This is a genomic window from Candidatus Pelagibacter communis, from assembly GCF_012932795.1.
GTDB classification, from domain to species: domain Bacteria; phylum Pseudomonadota; class Alphaproteobacteria; order Pelagibacterales; family Pelagibacteraceae; genus Pelagibacter; species Pelagibacter ubique_S.
Genome location: NZ_LANA01000002.1, coordinates 299,243 through 314,412 on the forward strand (window position 1 = coordinate 299,243; position 15,170 = coordinate 314,412).

The window sequence follows — 15,170 nt, forward strand, 5'->3', positions numbered from 1 at the left end:
AAAATCCTTTTTAGCAACATAAAGCCTGCAATAGGAACAAATCGGCAATATCAACCTATCATTTAAGTGAGGTATTGCAAGGCAAATATAAAATTGACTTTATATTGAATAATAGTATTAATCGTCGCACAATGACAAAATTTCTTAAAAGTAGTGAATTAAATAGTAACTGGTACGAAATCGACGCTAAAGATGCTGTAGTTGGAAGACTAGCATCTATTATAGCAATGATTGTTAGAGGTAAAAATAAGACGAACTATACCCCACATATGGACGATGGTGATTTTGTTGTAGTAAAAAATGTTGAACAAGCCAAGTTTACTGGAAATAAATTTAAAGATAAAAAATATTATAAACACACAGGTCACCCAGGTGGAATTAAAGAAATAACACCTGAAAAATTATTAGAAAAAAATAAACCAGGCGACTCATTAAAATTAGCTGTCAAAAGAATGTTGCCAGGTGGTGTCCTTGGTAGAAAACAGTTAACTAAATTAAAAATTTATGCTGGTGAAAATCATCCTCATGCAGCACAAAATCCTAAACTTTTAGATTTAAGAAAATTAAACAGTAAAAATTTAATAAGAAATTAATATGGAACCAGCAATATCAAAAAAAACTGCAAAAAAACCTAAAATTAAATTAGATTTTAAAGATAGTAAGTATGCAACAGGTAGAAGAAAGAAATCTATTGCTAAAATTTGGGTTAAAAAGGGAACTGGTAAGATATATGTAAATGGCAGAAGTATGGATGAGTATTTTAGCAGCGGGAGTCATAAGATGCAAATTACAAGACCGTTTGAAATTATCAATCAAGCTACAGCTTATGATGTAAGATGCAGTGTAGCTGGTGGTGGACATACTGGACAAGCAGGTGCAATGGTACATGGTATCGCTAAAGCATTAATTTTATTTGATTCGGAGAATCGCGCCGTACTAAAGACTGAAAAACTCAACACCAGAGACTCTAGATCAGTTGAGAGAAAAAAGCCTGGTCGTAGGAAAGCCAGAAGAAGCTTCCAATTCTCGAAAAGATAATTCTTTTTTATCTCTAAACTGCTATAATAAAAAAATGCCTAAGCTTAATGTTTTAGTTGCTGGATCGACTGGTTATATTGGTGTTCAATTAATTAAGTTATTAATTAAACATAACAATGTTAATCTTAAATATCTTTGTGGAAATTCTTCTGTTGGCAAAAATATATCAAGTTATGAAAAAAAATTAAGTTCAAAAAAATTACCAAAAATAATTAAATATAAAAAATCTCTTTTAAAAGATATAGATCTTATTTTTACCGCATTACCAAATGGAGAGGCTCAAGATATTTCAAACGATTTATTTGAACATAATGTTTTAATTGATTTGGCTGCTGATTTTAGACTAAATAAAGCTTCTGAATATTTAAGATGGTATAAACAAAAACATAGATCCATTAAAAATATTAAAAGATCGATTTATTCATTGCCAGAAGTTAATGGAAAAAATATAAGAAATTTTAATATAATAGGGTGCCCAGGTTGTTATCCAACATCAATATTATTACCACTTATACCATTGATTAAAAAAAATTTGATTAAAACTAATAATATAATTATTGATTCAAAATCTGGGTATTCAGGTGCTGGTAGAGGTGTTCATAAAAAATATAAGTATAAAAATCTTTATGAATCTATAAGCCCTTATGGTGTTGGTTTTCACAGACACAACTCAGAAATTCAACAAGAAATATCTAAATATACAAAAAATAATTTTTCTTTTACGTTTACTCCTCATTTAACACCTATGTTTAAGGGCATACTAAGTACAATTTATGTTGATCTAAATAAAAATGTTAGTGTTAGTAAATTAGAAAAAAATTTAATCAATGCTTATAATAAAAGTAAATTTGTTAAAATTTTAAGAATAAATTCTTTAGTTAGCACAAATGATGTTATTAATTCAAACAACTGTTTTATTTCAATTTGTAAAACTAAATATAAAAACAGAGTTATTATTTTATCAGCTATTGATAATTTAATTAAGGGTGGAGCTGGACAAGCTATCCAAAATATGAATTTGAAGTTTAGATTTCCTATAAATAGAGGTCTTCAATGAAATATTTAATTTTATTTATATTTTTAATATCTTGTACTTCACTCAATTCAAATAATGACGTAAAAAAAAATAATATTTTGGACTTTAGTGAAGATAAAACTTTTGAGGAGTTTAATGTATTAATATTGAATTATGCTGAGACAAACCCTTACCCAAGCATTGATAATTAGATAATGACAAATGATATAAAGATTGCTGTAGTTGGATTAGGTCAAATAGGTATTTATTTGTTAAATGAACTAAATATTAAAAAAAAAGATATTGAGCTTAAAACTGGAAAAAAAATCAAGGTAGTTGCTGTTTCAGCTAGAAATATTTCCAAAAAGAGAAGATTCAAAATTAATAAGAAAATTTTTTTTAAAAATCCACTAGATATCTTTAAAGAAACTAAAATAGATATTTTATTTGAAGCAATCGGATTATCAGATGGTATCTCAAAAAAAGTTGTAGAAACTGCTTTAAAAAATAAAATACATGTAATTACTCCTAATAAAGCACTCATATCAAAACATGGTGATCTATTGGCTAAATTAGCTGAAAATAATAATGTAAACCTAGAATTTGAGGCATCTGTTGCTGGAGGCATTCCAATATTAAGAACTATCAAAGAAGGCCTTTCAACTAATAAAATTTCTAAAGTTTATGGAATTTTAAATGGTACATCCAATTATATATTATCAGAAATGAGAAATTCTAAAGATAGTTTTTCTAATGTTTTAAAAAAAGCTCAAAAGCTTGGATATGCTGAGCCAGGTAATCCCAAATTAGATCTAAATGGCTTTGATGCATTTGCTAAAGTTAGAATTTTATCTTCTTTAGCGTTTAATACACTTATTTCAAAACATAAATGTTTAATGGAAGGGATTGAAAAAATTGAACTTAAAGATATTGAAATAGCCAACCAATTAAATTTACGTATTAAGTTACTTGGAATTTCTGAAATTATTAATGGTAGTTTGTTTGAAACTGTCCATCCATGCCTTGTAAGTAAAAATTCTTATATTGGTAACGTTTCTGGCGTGATGAATGCTGTTATACTTGAGGGAAAACCAGTAGGTGAAAGTATTTTACAGGGTGAGGGTGCAGGACCTGGTCCTACGTCTTCATCATTACTATCTGATTTACTTTCTATATTAAAAGGTAATGTTAAAAAGCCTTTTGGTATACCTCACATTAAGCGTAAATCCATTAAATGTTATAATGTTAATAATTATACAAACTCTTTATATTTACGATTTGAAGTTAAAGATAAACCTGGTGTTTTATCTAAGATTACTAACAGGTTGGCTAAATATAAAATTTCAGTAAAAAGATTAATTCAAACACCTGATAAAAAAAATAATAAAGCTACAATTGTTATTATTACCCATAAAACAAATGAGCTTAATTCAAAAAATTGTCTTTCAATTTTCAAGAAAGATAAAGATATTCTTAATTATCCCACATTAATAAGAATGTATAATTAATGGATTTATATTCTAAAATATTCGAAGTCTTATTTCCTGTTTTTTTTGTTATTGGTATTGGTTTTTATTTGGGAAAAAAAAATCCTAAAATAGACACTAATTTTATAACTGATTTTGCAGGCAATATAGGAACGCCTGCAATGATCTTTTATACAGTGACTACTACAGGTGTTAGTTTTGTAGTTTTTACTTCCTACTTTTTCTATGCTTTAATTATGATTGGGGGATTTTCTATAGTTGGTTTAATACTACTTTTTATTTTGAAAAGAGACCTTAGTATGGAGTTACCACCAATGATTTTACCAAATACTGGTAATATGGGTATTCCTATCTGCCTTTTTGCTTATGGAACTCAAGGACTAGGTGTGGCATCAGCTATTGCCTCAGTTATAATTTTATTTCATTTTACATTAGGTGTTTTTCTTGCAAAAAAAAAATTTTCTTTTGATGTAGTTCTTAAAAGTCCCCCTGTTTATGCAATAATAATATCAGTATTATTTCTTTATTTTGATATAGAAGTTCCAATATTTCTTGAAAACACCACTTTTCTTTTAACTTATGCAACTATATTTTTAGTTTTAATGTCTCTTGGTATAGCTTTAACAAGGTTTAAGTTTTCATTAAAAGACTCAATTATATTAGCTTTAGGACGAGTTCTCTTGGGTCCGATAATATGTGTTTTTATTATAAATAAGCTCGATTTGAATGGTTTTGCAGCTGGTGTTTTATTAATACAAAGTGCAATGCCTAGTGCTGTGTTAAATTATCTTGTAGGATCGATGTATTCACCTAAAAAAATTGTTGATAGTATAGCTAGTACAATTGTAACATCAACATTGATGTCTTTTATTACTATTCCAATAGTAGTATTCTTTGCTTTAAAGTACTTCAATTAAACTGTATCAATTGGCTTATGAAAGCCATTATTTTTAGCTTATTAGGTTGGATGATGCTTCCAGTAATGGATGGTTTTGCAAAGTACTTAAGTGCTGATCTTCCAGTTTTACAAATAACATGGGCTAGATATTTTTTTACGGTAGCTTTTACGTTACCCATAATGTTTTTCTTTTATAACAAACAACTTGTATGGTCTGATAAACCTAAATTACAAATTCTAAGAGGTCTTATTTTACTTTGTGCCAACATTTGTTTTTTCTACGCAATATCAATTATTCCTTTAGCTAAAGCTTTAACATTAGCTTTTGTTGCTCCATTAATAGTTACAGCGTTTTCACCGATTTTATTAAAAGAGAAGGTAGGTGTCAGACGATGGATGGCTGTAATAATTGGATTTATAGGCTCATTGGTTGTTATTAGACCAGGTTTTCTTGAAATTAATCTTGCCAGTTTAGCTGCTTTAGGAACGGGTATAATGTATGGGTTTTATCTTATAATTACTCGTAAATTAAGCACCTCAGACAATCCATTATTAACTCTCCTACTAACAGGTTTAGTTGGTGCCGTGATTGTTTCATTCATTGTTCCATTCATTTGGGTAAAACCTACCATTAATCAGTGGTCTATGATGGCTGGAATAGGGGTCTTTGCATGCATTGGTCACTTATTTCTTATATTGTCTCTAAAATATGCTGATGCTTCTAAATTAGCTCCTTTAGGCTATACTGAGATAATTCCTAACGTGATTATTGGGTACTATTTCTTTGGTAATTTCCCTGATAATTGGACTTTTTTAGGACTTTTAATAATCGTAATAAGTGGTATTTATATTTCTAGAAGAGAAGTAATGATCAAGAAAACCTAGTATAGGTATCATAAGTTTACTAATACTTAATATAATACTTTAAGTTTTTTACTTAAATAACTGTAATTATTAAATTTTATTAATATATAAAATTAACTAATTAACAGTAAAAAAATCTTACTCAGGGGTAAATATTTAGATCTATTTTTTTAATTATGGATATTATTTTTAATTTGTGCTGAATTTTCTGGCCCTTATTCAATTTAGTTAAAAAGTGTTGCATATCAACGTTTATTATCTACCATTGAATTATAATATTTTAATGAGATAGAGTGGGGGTCAAAAAACTCTTTAAAAAAGGGCTTTTTAGCCCATCTCTAAAAGTGTTGGTATTGTTGATAACTAGAGCAATGCAGTAATAGAATATGCCTTTTAAACGTCCATAGAGCACCTTATTTTAAGCAAGGACTCATATCTGGTACAACTGAAGGATGCATTATAACATTTGTATATAATATTATAAAAATACTCCAGAAGGGTTGATTTTATTGACTTTTCTATACTTTTAATTAATAAATATCACTATTTGATAAAGACCTTCTCAGATTTTAATAATTGTCTTTTTTGTTGAATTCCACCTTTTCTAGAGTATCCGCCGAGACTTCCATTTGATCTGATCACTCGATGACAGGGTATTTTAGGTGGATAGGGGTTTTTACCCACTGCATTAGCAACAGCCCTGAATGCCTTAGGTTTTCCAATGGCTTTAGCAACTTCTAAGTAAGTCTTAACTTTGCCTTTTGGTATTTTCCTTAAGTAATTCCAGACTTTTAGCTGAAACTTAGTCCCTTTTAAGTTCATAGAGTTCAAAACCTGTATTATTGGCTATTTTATTATATAATTTCTTTGCATTTTTATTGGAAGAGTGGGTGATCCACCGAATTCCATTCCAATTATTGGCTTTAGATAAAGATTTTAGATGACTAATAAGCTTTTGAGCTATTTTTTGACCTCTAAATTCTGGCTCTACGAACAAATCGTCTAAAAACCCAATATACTGAGCCTTAATTGGTCTTGGCATTGTTCTATAATGAGCAATAGCAACGATTTTACCCTCTAATTCAAAGCAAAGTCCGTTAACATCATGGCTTTCATCATTAATCCATCCCCAAAGAGTGTCTAAAACATCAGTATTCATTGGGACTTTGTAGAAATCGGCATAACTATTGTATAATTTGGCCCAATTTCCCTTGTCTTTTTGCTCTAATTTTCTAATCATTTAGTTTAATTCTAGATGATAAAACATTGATATTAATAAGAATTTTCAATTAAAACCTCTAATTATCCACCTTAATACGAAATAAATTGGAATTGGTAATAATGCTAGAATCCCTGAAACTAGATCAGAATGTTTAATATTCCAAATAAATATTATATAAGTCGACCAAAGCAATGCTATGACAATGTATAGTCTATAAAATCCTTTTTTTTTTAATTTCATTTATTCAATAATAATTGATTGACATTCAAAATCACTTAATATATTACTAACGATAATTAATGGTTATCAATAGTAATATATGAATAATATAGTAACAGATATAAAAGCCTTACAGGAAGAGACATTATTAAATCTTCAAAGTTCTAAGGCAAATAATACAGTCAGAGCTTATAAATCGGATTTTAATGACTTTAGTTTGTTTTGTGCACAAAATGGTTTTAAATCACTTCCATCAGAACCAAAAATAGTTTCTCTTTATTTAACACATTTATCAATAAAAGACGTTAAAATGAGCACCTTAAAGAGAAGATTAGTTTCTATTGGAGTAATACATAAGCTGAAAGGGTATTATCTGGATACTAAACACCCCTCTATAATTGAAAATATTATGGGTATAAAAAGGAGAAAAGGCAGTGTTCAAAGAGGTAAAAAACCGATATTAATCAACAATTTAAAATTAATAATTCAAGTGATAGATGAACAAAAAAAAGAACAAATTAAAAAATTAAGAGATAGGACAATTATACTGATTGGATTTTCAGGTGGTTTTAGAAGAAATGAAATAGTTTCATTAGATTATGATGATTTAGATTTTGTAGCAGAGGGTCTTAAAATCAGTTTGAAAAAGTCTAAGACAGACCAATTTGGTGAAGGAACGGTTAAAGCACTACCCTACTTTAATAATATTAAATATTGTCCAGTTTTATCTTTAAAAAAATGGATAGAAATATCCAGGATTAATACAGGTCCTTTGTTTAGAAGATTTACAAAAGGTTCAAATTTATCAGAAAACCGTTTAACTGATCAAACAGTAGCATTGCTTATCAAAGAGTATTTAAAACTAGCTGGAATAGATAGCAAAAATTATTCAGGACATAGCTTAAGATCTGGTTTTGCAACAACAGCAGCTGAGTCTGGAGCTGAAGAAAGAAGTATTATGGCTATGACAGGCCATAAATCGACAGAAATGGTAAGAAGATATATTAAAGAAGCAAATTTGTTTAAAAACAACGCCTTAAATAAAATTAAAATTGAATAATGAATAAAGATATAACTATAATTTTACTGGCTCATAAAAGTGAGAATTTAGTAATGAAGTTTATAAAAAATATTTATAATAAATTTCAAATTATAGTAATTGATAATTCTAATGATTTAAATTTAAAAAAAAAGATAGATAAATTTTATCCTAATATAAATTTCAAAATAGTTAAAAATGATGGCTATGGTTCGGCAATCAATTATGCAAGTACATTTGTGGAAACTGAATATTTTCTAATAAGCAATCCAGACATTGAAGGATTAACTGAAACAAACATAAACGAATTTTATAAATCTGCAAAAATTTTAAAAGACAAATTTTCATCACTAGGACCAAGATACATTAATGCAAATCCAAAATCTCATGTTCAGAGTGATGAGAATATTGAAATTGCGGATATGAAATTTATAAGTGGTGCTTGTATGTTTTTTAAAACAGAAATATTTAAATCGTTAGAAGGTTTTGATGAAAACTTCTTTTTATATTTTGAAGAAAGTGATTTTTGTTTAAGATCATATAGGATAAATAAAAATTACCAAATTAATAAAATAAGAATTAACCATTATGTGGGAACATCAGTGAGTATTAAAAATGAAAATGAAAAAAAATTATTAGAAAAACTTTATACATGGCATTTTGTCTGGTCCAAATATTACTATTATAAAAAAAACTATGGAATGATTTATAGTATAATATTTTTTGTACCAATTGTACTAAGAACATTATTTAGAATTTTATTTTATACCCTAACAAAAAATTATGAAAAACGTGAAAAGTTTATTAGCAGATTTGATGGCTTAATAACATCAATGAAAGGACTGAAATCATACAAAAGATTAAAATAATAATTTATTTTCTTTTGTAAAAAATTTTTTCAAATTTAGGTGTGTCAAATTTTGTATTGAAATTTTCACCTTGAATAGAATTACTTACATCTAAACCTTCTTGTTGAAATGCAATACCAAAAAGTCTTTCCATACACATTTGTTCTATCTTATTGGTAGGTAAAATTTTATCAAAATTTTTTTGTATAAGATTAAGCATAACATGTTTTTTACACAAGAAAATTGGGCCAAACACGCTTAACCAAGTTTTTGGTAAAAAATAAAGAGTTTTTTTAAGTTGTTCATTGCTCCAGGTTATCTGATCATTATAATCATAACCATAAATATCATGAATCTTTTTATTTCTTTTAAAAAAGGCAGATAATTTCTTAATAAAATTTTTTTTTGTTTTATCAATTATAAAGCCCCCTACTCGATTTATAGAGAGAAAATATCTAAAAGTAGTTAAACTATATTTTTCATAAAATATTAAGTTTTCTTTGATTATTATTGAGTCCTGTAAAAAATAATAATTATCATAATCATGGAATTTATTAAATGCTATCCAATAAGCACCAGTGTCGTAATTTTTATTTTTTGCATCTAAAACTTCGATTGATTTTAACTTAAGTTTATCAAAATAAGACTTATCAGGGGAGTCACTATCTACCACAACAATTTTAGGTTTGTTATAATTATTTAATATAGAATTTGTACAATTAAAAATAGCATTATTAGAGCCATCAAAATAACAAGATATAACAAATAATCTTTCTTTACTCATTTATTCTACACAAGGTTTTTTTTAATACTTAAAAAATTATTTAAGTCATCGGGTGTTCCTAATCCATACATTTCTTCAACTGGATCTATGATAATTTTTTTTTTATCAGAAATTGCTTCATTAAATACAGGGCAAACATAAAATTCATTATTAACTCTTATATTTTTCTTAATCATTTGCTCAGCATATTTAACATAATCATTACCCTTTTTCCAAAAATATACACCAACAGTAGCATTTTTTGATATTACTTTTTTTTCAGCTACTTCTGTAACAAAATTGTTCTTATCAGTTTTGGCGTATGACCATTTAGGGTGAATAGCCTCAAAAGTTAAAATACTACCATCAATTTTTTTTGAATTAAAATTATACATAGATTTAATACTATCCCATCTTATAAATTGATCAGAGTTAGCAATTATTAATGGGTCATTATTATTAATATATTTCTTTGCTAACAAAGTAGTACAAGCAGCACCTTCTGTTATTTCATCCAGTTCAATAATTTTACAATTTGGTTTTAAAATTTTTAAAACGCTATTAATGTTATACTTTTCTTGATGTTCTTTTTGAACAATGAATATATAATTCCCGTCTAAATTAAGACTATCTATAACGCATTGTATCATTGGTTTATTATTTATTTCAATTAATGGTTTTGGAAATACGTATCCAGCTTTTTGAAATCTACTTCCAGCTCCAGCCATTGGTATAAGTATATTCAACTTTGGATCTGACCAAAAGTTACTTTTATTTTTTTTCATAATATTTTTGTTTGAGTTATTAATTATATTTAAAATATTCGAATAATTTATATCCGAAATATTTTTAACCGTATATAGAACACAACCAGAGTCTTGTGCAGCCATTACTCCATGATGAGAATCTTCAAATATTAAAGTTTCTGAAGGTTTTAAACCCATATTAACTAAACATTTCAAATATACTTCTGGATGTGGCTTGTTATTATTAACATCTTCATTTGAATAACTAAATGAAATAAATTTTTCAATTTTAAGTTTCTTTAAACATAAATCTAGAGTTTTCTTTACTGCATTTGTTGCTAATGATATCTTATATTTTTTCGACAATTTTAAAAAAGTATTATAAATCTTAGGATTATATCGAATATAACTATTCAATAGCTTCAACGTATTTTCTTGTTTTATTTTTTTTATGGTTTGATTGTATTTTTTATTTAAAACTTTATTTTTGTTCAAAATTTCTAATTTTTTTGCTGTTGGCAACCCATCATAAATATTTAGATGATCTACATATGAAATTTCTTTTGCTTTTATCTTTTTTAAAGCTAAATTTAATGCATCAAAATGAATTTTTTTTGTATTTACCAAAACTCCATCAAGATCAAAAATTAAACCTTTTATTTTACTCATTTTAGTCCTTTATATATTTTTTGACATAATCTGTGCATATACCAAAGCATTTAGAGTAATCTAAATCGAAATTTTCAGGTGTTACACATATGCAATTATCTAAAATTGGCTTACCAGGATACACCCAAATGAAACCACGACTTGTCAAAGTATAATCATCATTTTGATGCCAAAAATAGTGACAGTTAATTTTGCTCAAGGACTGAAGTGCTGAAAAAGTTTTTGCATGACACCAAAGTTTTTCATTTTCTATAAAATCTCTTGATACTTCATACATTGGTTCATCATGACCTAGATAAAATTTATCATTATGCATTCTAATATCAATCTCAACATCTATACCTTTATTGATTAGGTTAAGAATTTGTTCAGGATTATTTTCTAAGTTCTTATCAGTGCCATCAACAAAGCCACGATGTGATATAATTTTCATATTTAATATTTACTTTATTATCTATATAGTTTTTTAAAATCTTTAAAACTTAATCCATTTTTATCTTTTGAGGATAGTACTGGATTTTTTAATGGCCATTTAATATTTAGATCCGTATCATTCCACGCAACAGAGACTTCAAAGTTGGGACTTCTGTATTTTGAATTTTTATAATAGACAGTACATTTTGTTGACAAACAAACAAATCCATGAGCAAAACCAGCTGGTATATAAAATGAAAAATCATCATTATCAGAAATTATTATTCCAAAGTATTTTCCATAAGTTTTTGATTTTTTCCTCAAATCTACAGCAACATCAAATATTCTACCATGAGTTACAGTAATAATTTTTGCTTGTGGGTTTTTTGTTTGTATGTGCAACCCTCTTAAAACATTTTTTTTTGAACTGGAGTAAATATCAAATAGAAAGTCTTCATCATTTACAACTTCTTTTCTAAAAATTTCTTTTAAAAAACCTCTTTTGTCTTTAAAAATTTTCGTTTTAAGTATTTTAAGACCAGTGATTTTAGTTTTAATCAACTTCATTTAATAATCAATTTATGTCGATTTCTAAAATTATATAAATATCTTATATAAAAATAATTAATTTTACATAATAATAATTTAAATAAAAATCTCATAGTTTTTCTAGGATTTGATAGTTCACCTTCATAAATTTTATCAGATTTGAGAAAAAATTCTTTAAAAAAACTTATGCTTATTCTCCATTTGATTAAAAAAATTTTTGCTCCTCTACTTCCAGACTCGGTCTTAATAGTAGGGTGGTTTTTATATTTTCTCGTAACAATAGAGCCAAAATGATAAACTTTAAAATTATTAATACCTTTAAAAATTCTAACACCTTCTTTCCATAATTTCATATTTAAATCTGGATCAGATCCAGTTCCAGGAAAATATTCTTCACTAAATCCACCTACTTTGTCCCATAAATCTTTGTGTATAAGGTGTGGAGCCCATGTTGAGCCTTGAAAATCATAATGATTAGCCATTTTATAATCTTTTAATAATTTTTCTTCATCAAAATCTTTAAGCTCATTTCCACAATTAAACTTTATAGGACCGTTATTCAACATTATCCCTGATAAATAAAATTTATTGTGTTTAATTTTTTTTACTTCATTTAATAAAATCTCATCCCAATCTGGACAGAAATAAAAATCATCATGAGCATATAAAATATAATTTGACGTAGCAATTTTTGAAGCTTTATTCATGCCTTCACAAATACCCGCATTATAATTTGTTATAGTGTACTTTATATTTTTATTTTTAAGAAATTCTTCAGTACCGTCGTCGCCAATATTAATGTGTGGAATTATTTCATGTTCAAACTTTGAATTCTTTTCAATACTGGATATACAAAGTTTTAGATATTCTACATTATTAAATGTTGGTATGATTATTGAAAACATTATTTTAGTTATTCCAATAATATTTTTTATTTTTTAAACCTAATGCTTTTTCAATTATAAATTCTGCTACAATAGTTGAATTGAAATATTTAAAGTATTTATCCCTACCCTTTTTTGCAATTTTTTTTCTTAACTTATTATCATTAGTATATTTATCAATTTTGTAAGCTAAATCATTAATATTTTTATACAAAATTATTTCATCGGTATTAAAGAAGTTACCAAATTTAGTTTTTTCATCAATCATTACCATTAAACCATTGCCAATTAATTGTGCAAATCTATCGCTACTATAATACTTAGCTGGTTTACCCTGACTTAAATTAAGTCCAATTTTTGATTGAGATATTGAATTTATAAAATTGTCAGCCCATACAGGTTGTCTTTGATGCATTCCATAAAGATCAAACCTTATATCGGGAGTTTTTAATAAAAGTTTGTTCATAAAATTTTCTCTTTCATCAAATTTACCATCTTTTAAAACTCCTCGATGTACACCATGACTCATTGCAAAGAAGACGTCATTATTAAAGTGGTCATATTTATAATTGTGAAGTTTTTCAAAAGATACATCTACAGGGTTAGGTATATAAAATATTTTATCCTGTTTTGGAAATTTTAAACTCTTGGGGTCTGTAGTACAAAAACTAGCATCCATTATTTTAATCTTATCTAAAAATCTTTTCTTGTTTATAATCCATTGAGAATCCATTCTATCTAAAAACCACTGAACAATTTTAATTTGAGGATAATTTTTTTTAATAAAGTTTAAAGTTTCCAATTGTATTAAATCTGCATGTCCAAGAATTATGATATTTGGTACATAGTTGCTTATTACTTCAATTAATTTACTATTAAGTCTCTTGGAGCCCTTTGGATCTTTAATAGACCTATAATAACTGACTATATCTCTGTCGCTAAATTCCAATACACTATGATTTAATCTTATCAAGCCATTGTTGATTCTTTTGCCAGTGTTGTAAAAAAGTCTACCATTGTGTCTTTCATTAAAATTTGTAACGTGCAAAATTTTTAGTTTATCGTCTTTATTTAACATAACATTTTTGTATATGAATTTAGTCCCTAATTTAGATCTGTAGATATCAATTTTTTCAGTAATATATGCGTCAGTTAAATAAAAATTTTTATATGATAAATTTTGTAATTTAACTCTATGTATCTTATTAATTATTAATTTTTTAATAGCCTTATAAATATTATCAAAAGTAAGACTCCTTATTATAATTCCATTGGTTATTGTTTCTGGTAATCCCCCTTTATTTGAAATTATAACAGCACATCCTCTACTAGAAGCTTCTAAACTAGTTCTACCAAATGGCTCCTCCCATCTAGAACAAGCAACAGCAATGCTAGTTTTTTTAAAAATTTCAAGAACTTTTGAATGTTTTTGAAAACCGAGAACTTTTAAATTTTCGTGTTCAAAAAAGATTTTTTCTCTTGGCTCATCACCAATAACGTATGACTTCCAATCTTTAAATTCATTTAAAATTTTTATAATTGCTTTGCCAAATAAATCGTAACCTTTAGCTGAATTTAATTTACCAACAAAAGTAATTAGTTTTTCTTTTTTTTTAATATCTATCTTAGTTCTATTTATTGATTGATGTATTACTTCTAATTTTAAAGATTTATGGTAAATATTATCTAGATTTTTTAAAAATCTTTTTTTTGACCATTCACTGTTAAAAATAATTTTAGAGCAAATAGTTAATAATTGTTTTCTTTCAATTGGAGATTTTGAGCCAATCATTGATATTGGATCATTATGAAAATAAAGTACTATTTTAGAATTTAACTTGTCGATCAAATTTACATAATTTGGTCTATTATGTATTTCTATTATTTCAACTTTATTATTTTTATGTAAATCAACAAATTTATTAACATATTCTTTACTCTGACTTTTGAATAAAACACTTTTATTAAGATTGATGTTAATATATTTTTCAGGAAATTTATTTTTTAAATCTGTAAAGCCGTAAATAGTAATATCTTTCTTATAATTACTTTTTTTTGTAGTAGAATGGACAAATAAAGAAACAGCACCTGGATACGTAGGGGAATAATTTTCTTTATATGGTAATAATATGGAAATTTTCATTTAATATACTGATCTAAGATTTTTTTTCTTCCAAATTTATTTTTTTTAAGTTTATATTCAAAAGACATGGCTTCATTTTTACTTTTAAATTTTTTGCTATAAATTAACAACCATTTATATCCTTTTGTTGATTTTGCCCCTTTATTATTGTTGTGTTTTTTTAATCGTGATTTTAAATCATTAGTATAACCAACATATGTTTTTTTTATCCCTGGGCTGATAGACTTAAGCATATAAGTATAATAATACATATTTATGGCGGTCCCTGGGGGAATCGAACCCCCCTTTGCAGGATGAAAACCAGCTGTCCTAACCGATAGACGAAGGGACCATGTTGTGATCTTTTATTTTAAAAGTCATTATTTATCAAGC

At 26.7% G+C, this 15,170-nt stretch carries 18 protein-coding genes and 1 tRNA gene; 9 read left to right on the forward strand and 10 right to left on the reverse strand.

What is annotated here, in order from left to right; genetic code table 11:
* Positions 1-131 precede the first annotated feature (131 nt).
* From rplM to VP91_RS05695, 7 genes are read left to right on the forward strand one after another with little or no spacing between them, the layout of a single operon-like run.
* Positions 132-593: a 50S ribosomal protein L13 gene (gene rplM / locus VP91_RS05665; RefSeq protein WP_169036484.1), complete on the forward strand. Its 462-nt coding sequence runs from the start codon at positions 132-134 to the stop codon at positions 591-593.
* Between the two features lies 1 nt (position 594).
* Entirely contained in the window at positions 595-1,038 is a 444-nt protein-coding gene (gene rpsI / locus VP91_RS05670; RefSeq protein WP_169036485.1) for a 30S ribosomal protein S9, read from the forward strand.
* A gap of 34 nt (positions 1,039-1,072) precedes the next feature.
* Positions 1,073-2,095: an N-acetyl-gamma-glutamyl-phosphate reductase gene (argC, locus tag VP91_RS05675; protein ID WP_169036486.1), complete on the forward strand. Its 1,023-nt coding sequence runs from the start codon at positions 1,073-1,075 to the stop codon at positions 2,093-2,095.
* Positions 2,092-2,265, forward strand: coding sequence for a hypothetical protein (locus tag VP91_RS05680; RefSeq protein ID WP_169036487.1), 174 nt, complete (start codon positions 2,092-2,094; stop codon positions 2,263-2,265). Before argC ends, VP91_RS05680 begins: the two co-directional genes overlap by 4 nt.
* Positions 2,266-2,268: 3 nt before the next feature.
* The gene (locus VP91_RS05685) at positions 2,269-3,561 is read left to right on the forward strand and encodes a homoserine dehydrogenase (RefSeq protein WP_169036488.1); all 1,293 of its coding nucleotides are present in this window, start codon (positions 2,269-2,271) and stop codon (positions 3,559-3,561) included.
* Entirely contained in the window at positions 3,561-4,457 is an 897-nt protein-coding gene (locus VP91_RS05690) for an AEC family transporter (RefSeq protein ID WP_169036489.1), read from the forward strand. The genes VP91_RS05685 and VP91_RS05690 overlap by 1 nt, the downstream gene beginning before the upstream one ends.
* A gap of 17 nt (positions 4,458-4,474) precedes the next feature.
* Positions 4,475-5,323, forward strand: coding sequence for a DMT family transporter (locus VP91_RS05695; RefSeq protein WP_169036490.1), 849 nt, complete (start codon positions 4,475-4,477; stop codon positions 5,321-5,323).
* A gap of 522 nt (positions 5,324-5,845) precedes the next feature.
* Here the strand turns inward: VP91_RS05695 and VP91_RS05700 are convergent.
* Both VP91_RS05700 and VP91_RS05705 read right to left on the reverse strand, forming a co-directional pair.
* The gene (locus VP91_RS05700; protein WP_211181517.1) at positions 5,846-6,124 is read right to left on the reverse strand and encodes a methylated-DNA--[protein]-cysteine S-methyltransferase; all 279 of its coding nucleotides are present in this window, start codon (positions 6,122-6,124) and stop codon (positions 5,846-5,848) included.
* The gene (locus VP91_RS05705) at positions 6,105-6,542 is read right to left on the reverse strand and encodes a GNAT family N-acetyltransferase (RefSeq protein WP_169036492.1); all 438 of its coding nucleotides are present in this window, start codon (positions 6,540-6,542) and stop codon (positions 6,105-6,107) included. The genes VP91_RS05700 and VP91_RS05705 overlap by 20 nt, the downstream gene beginning before the upstream one ends.
* Positions 6,543-6,843: 301 nt before the next feature.
* Here VP91_RS05705 and VP91_RS05710 point away from each other — a divergent pair, with 301 nt between their 5' ends.
* Together VP91_RS05710 and VP91_RS05715 are read left to right on the forward strand one after the other, a co-directional pair.
* Positions 6,844-7,803 (forward strand): site-specific integrase, encoded by a 960-nt coding sequence (locus VP91_RS05710; RefSeq protein WP_169036493.1) that lies wholly within the window; start codon positions 6,844-6,846, stop codon positions 7,801-7,803.
* Complete coding sequence (locus tag VP91_RS05715; RefSeq protein ID WP_169036494.1) at positions 7,803-8,651, forward strand: glycosyltransferase family 2 protein; 849 nt, start codon at positions 7,803-7,805, stop codon at positions 8,649-8,651. Before VP91_RS05710 ends, VP91_RS05715 begins: the two co-directional genes overlap by 1 nt.
* Before the next feature lie 4 nt (positions 8,652-8,655).
* Here VP91_RS05715 and VP91_RS05720 read toward each other — a convergent pair whose 3' ends face one another.
* The 8 genes from VP91_RS05720 to VP91_RS05755 form a co-directional block, all read right to left on the reverse strand.
* Positions 8,656-9,414: a hypothetical protein gene (locus tag VP91_RS05720; protein ID WP_169036495.1), complete on the reverse strand. Its 759-nt coding sequence runs from the start codon at positions 9,412-9,414 to the stop codon at positions 8,656-8,658.
* A 5-nt stretch (positions 9,415-9,419) separates the two neighbouring features.
* The gene (locus VP91_RS05725; RefSeq protein WP_169036496.1) at positions 9,420-10,808 is read right to left on the reverse strand and encodes an HAD-IA family hydrolase; all 1,389 of its coding nucleotides are present in this window, start codon (positions 10,806-10,808) and stop codon (positions 9,420-9,422) included.
* Position 10,809: 1 nt separating this feature from the next.
* Positions 10,810-11,241, reverse strand: a complete 432-nt coding sequence (locus VP91_RS05730) for a hypothetical protein (RefSeq protein ID WP_169036497.1) — start codon at positions 11,239-11,241, stop codon at positions 10,810-10,812.
* 17 nt (positions 11,242-11,258) lie between these two features.
* Positions 11,259-11,789: a dTDP-4-dehydrorhamnose 3,5-epimerase gene (gene rfbC, locus VP91_RS05735; protein WP_169036498.1), complete on the reverse strand. Its 531-nt coding sequence runs from the start codon at positions 11,787-11,789 to the stop codon at positions 11,259-11,261.
* Positions 11,786-12,676 carry a glycosyltransferase family 2 protein gene (locus VP91_RS05740; RefSeq protein WP_169036499.1) on the reverse strand — a complete coding sequence of 297 codons (891 nt, stop codon included), beginning with the start codon at positions 12,674-12,676 and terminating at the stop codon, positions 11,786-11,788. Before VP91_RS05740 ends, rfbC begins: the two co-directional genes overlap by 4 nt.
* Before the next feature lie 4 nt (positions 12,677-12,680).
* The gene (locus VP91_RS05745) at positions 12,681-14,798 is read right to left on the reverse strand and encodes a glycosyltransferase (RefSeq protein WP_169036500.1); all 2,118 of its coding nucleotides are present in this window, start codon (positions 14,796-14,798) and stop codon (positions 12,681-12,683) included.
* On the reverse strand, positions 14,795-15,049 hold the full coding sequence (locus tag VP91_RS05750; RefSeq protein ID WP_169036501.1) for a GIY-YIG nuclease family protein: 255 nt from the start codon (positions 15,047-15,049) through the stop codon (positions 14,795-14,797). The genes VP91_RS05745 and VP91_RS05750 overlap by 4 nt, the downstream gene beginning before the upstream one ends.
* 5 nt (positions 15,050-15,054) lie before the next feature.
* Positions 15,055-15,129, reverse strand: a tRNA-Glu gene (locus VP91_RS05755).
* Between the last annotated feature and the right edge of the window lie 41 nt (positions 15,130-15,170).

What these genes read in the sequence shown, in the direction of transcription:
- rplM (WP_169036484.1), top strand. Translation starts at nt 132, where the DNA reads ATGACAAAATTTCTTAAAAGTAGTGAATTAAATAGTAACTGGTACGAA.
- rpsI (WP_169036485.1), top strand. Translation starts at nt 595, where the DNA reads ATGGAACCAGCAATATCAAAAAAAACTGCAAAAAAACCTAAAATTAAA.
- argC (WP_169036486.1), top strand. Translation starts at nt 1,073, where the DNA reads ATGCCTAAGCTTAATGTTTTAGTTGCTGGATCGACTGGTTATATTGGT.
- VP91_RS05680 (WP_169036487.1), top strand. Translation starts at nt 2,092, where the DNA reads ATGAAATATTTAATTTTATTTATATTTTTAATATCTTGTACTTCACTC.
- VP91_RS05685 (WP_169036488.1), top strand. Translation starts at nt 2,269, where the DNA reads ATGACAAATGATATAAAGATTGCTGTAGTTGGATTAGGTCAAATAGGT.
- VP91_RS05690 (WP_169036489.1), top strand. Translation starts at nt 3,561, where the DNA reads ATGGATTTATATTCTAAAATATTCGAAGTCTTATTTCCTGTTTTTTTT.
- VP91_RS05695 (WP_169036490.1), top strand. Translation starts at nt 4,475, where the DNA reads ATGAAAGCCATTATTTTTAGCTTATTAGGTTGGATGATGCTTCCAGTA.
- VP91_RS05700 (WP_211181517.1), bottom strand. Translation starts at nt 6,124, where the DNA reads ATGAACTTAAAAGGGACTAAGTTTCAGCTAAAAGTCTGGAATTACTTA.
- VP91_RS05705 (WP_169036492.1), bottom strand. Translation starts at nt 6,542, where the DNA reads ATGATTAGAAAATTAGAGCAAAAAGACAAGGGAAATTGGGCCAAATTA.
- VP91_RS05710 (WP_169036493.1), top strand. Translation starts at nt 6,844, where the DNA reads ATGAATAATATAGTAACAGATATAAAAGCCTTACAGGAAGAGACATTA.
- VP91_RS05715 (WP_169036494.1), top strand. Translation starts at nt 7,803, where the DNA reads ATGAATAAAGATATAACTATAATTTTACTGGCTCATAAAAGTGAGAAT.
- VP91_RS05720 (WP_169036495.1), bottom strand. Translation starts at nt 9,414, where the DNA reads ATGAGTAAAGAAAGATTATTTGTTATATCTTGTTATTTTGATGGCTCT.
- VP91_RS05725 (WP_169036496.1), bottom strand. Translation starts at nt 10,808, where the DNA reads ATGAGTAAAATAAAAGGTTTAATTTTTGATCTTGATGGAGTTTTGGTA.
- VP91_RS05730 (WP_169036497.1), bottom strand. Translation starts at nt 11,241, where the DNA reads ATGAAAATTATATCACATCGTGGCTTTGTTGATGGCACTGATAAGAAC.
- rfbC (WP_169036498.1), bottom strand. Translation starts at nt 11,789, where the DNA reads ATGAAGTTGATTAAAACTAAAATCACTGGTCTTAAAATACTTAAAACG.
- VP91_RS05740 (WP_169036499.1), bottom strand. Translation starts at nt 12,676, where the DNA reads ATGTTTTCAATAATCATACCAACATTTAATAATGTAGAATATCTAAAA.
- VP91_RS05745 (WP_169036500.1), bottom strand. Translation starts at nt 14,798, where the DNA reads ATGAAAATTTCCATATTATTACCATATAAAGAAAATTATTCCCCTACG.
- VP91_RS05750 (WP_169036501.1), bottom strand. Translation starts at nt 15,049, where the DNA reads ATGTATTATTATACTTATATGCTTAAGTCTATCAGCCCAGGGATAAAA.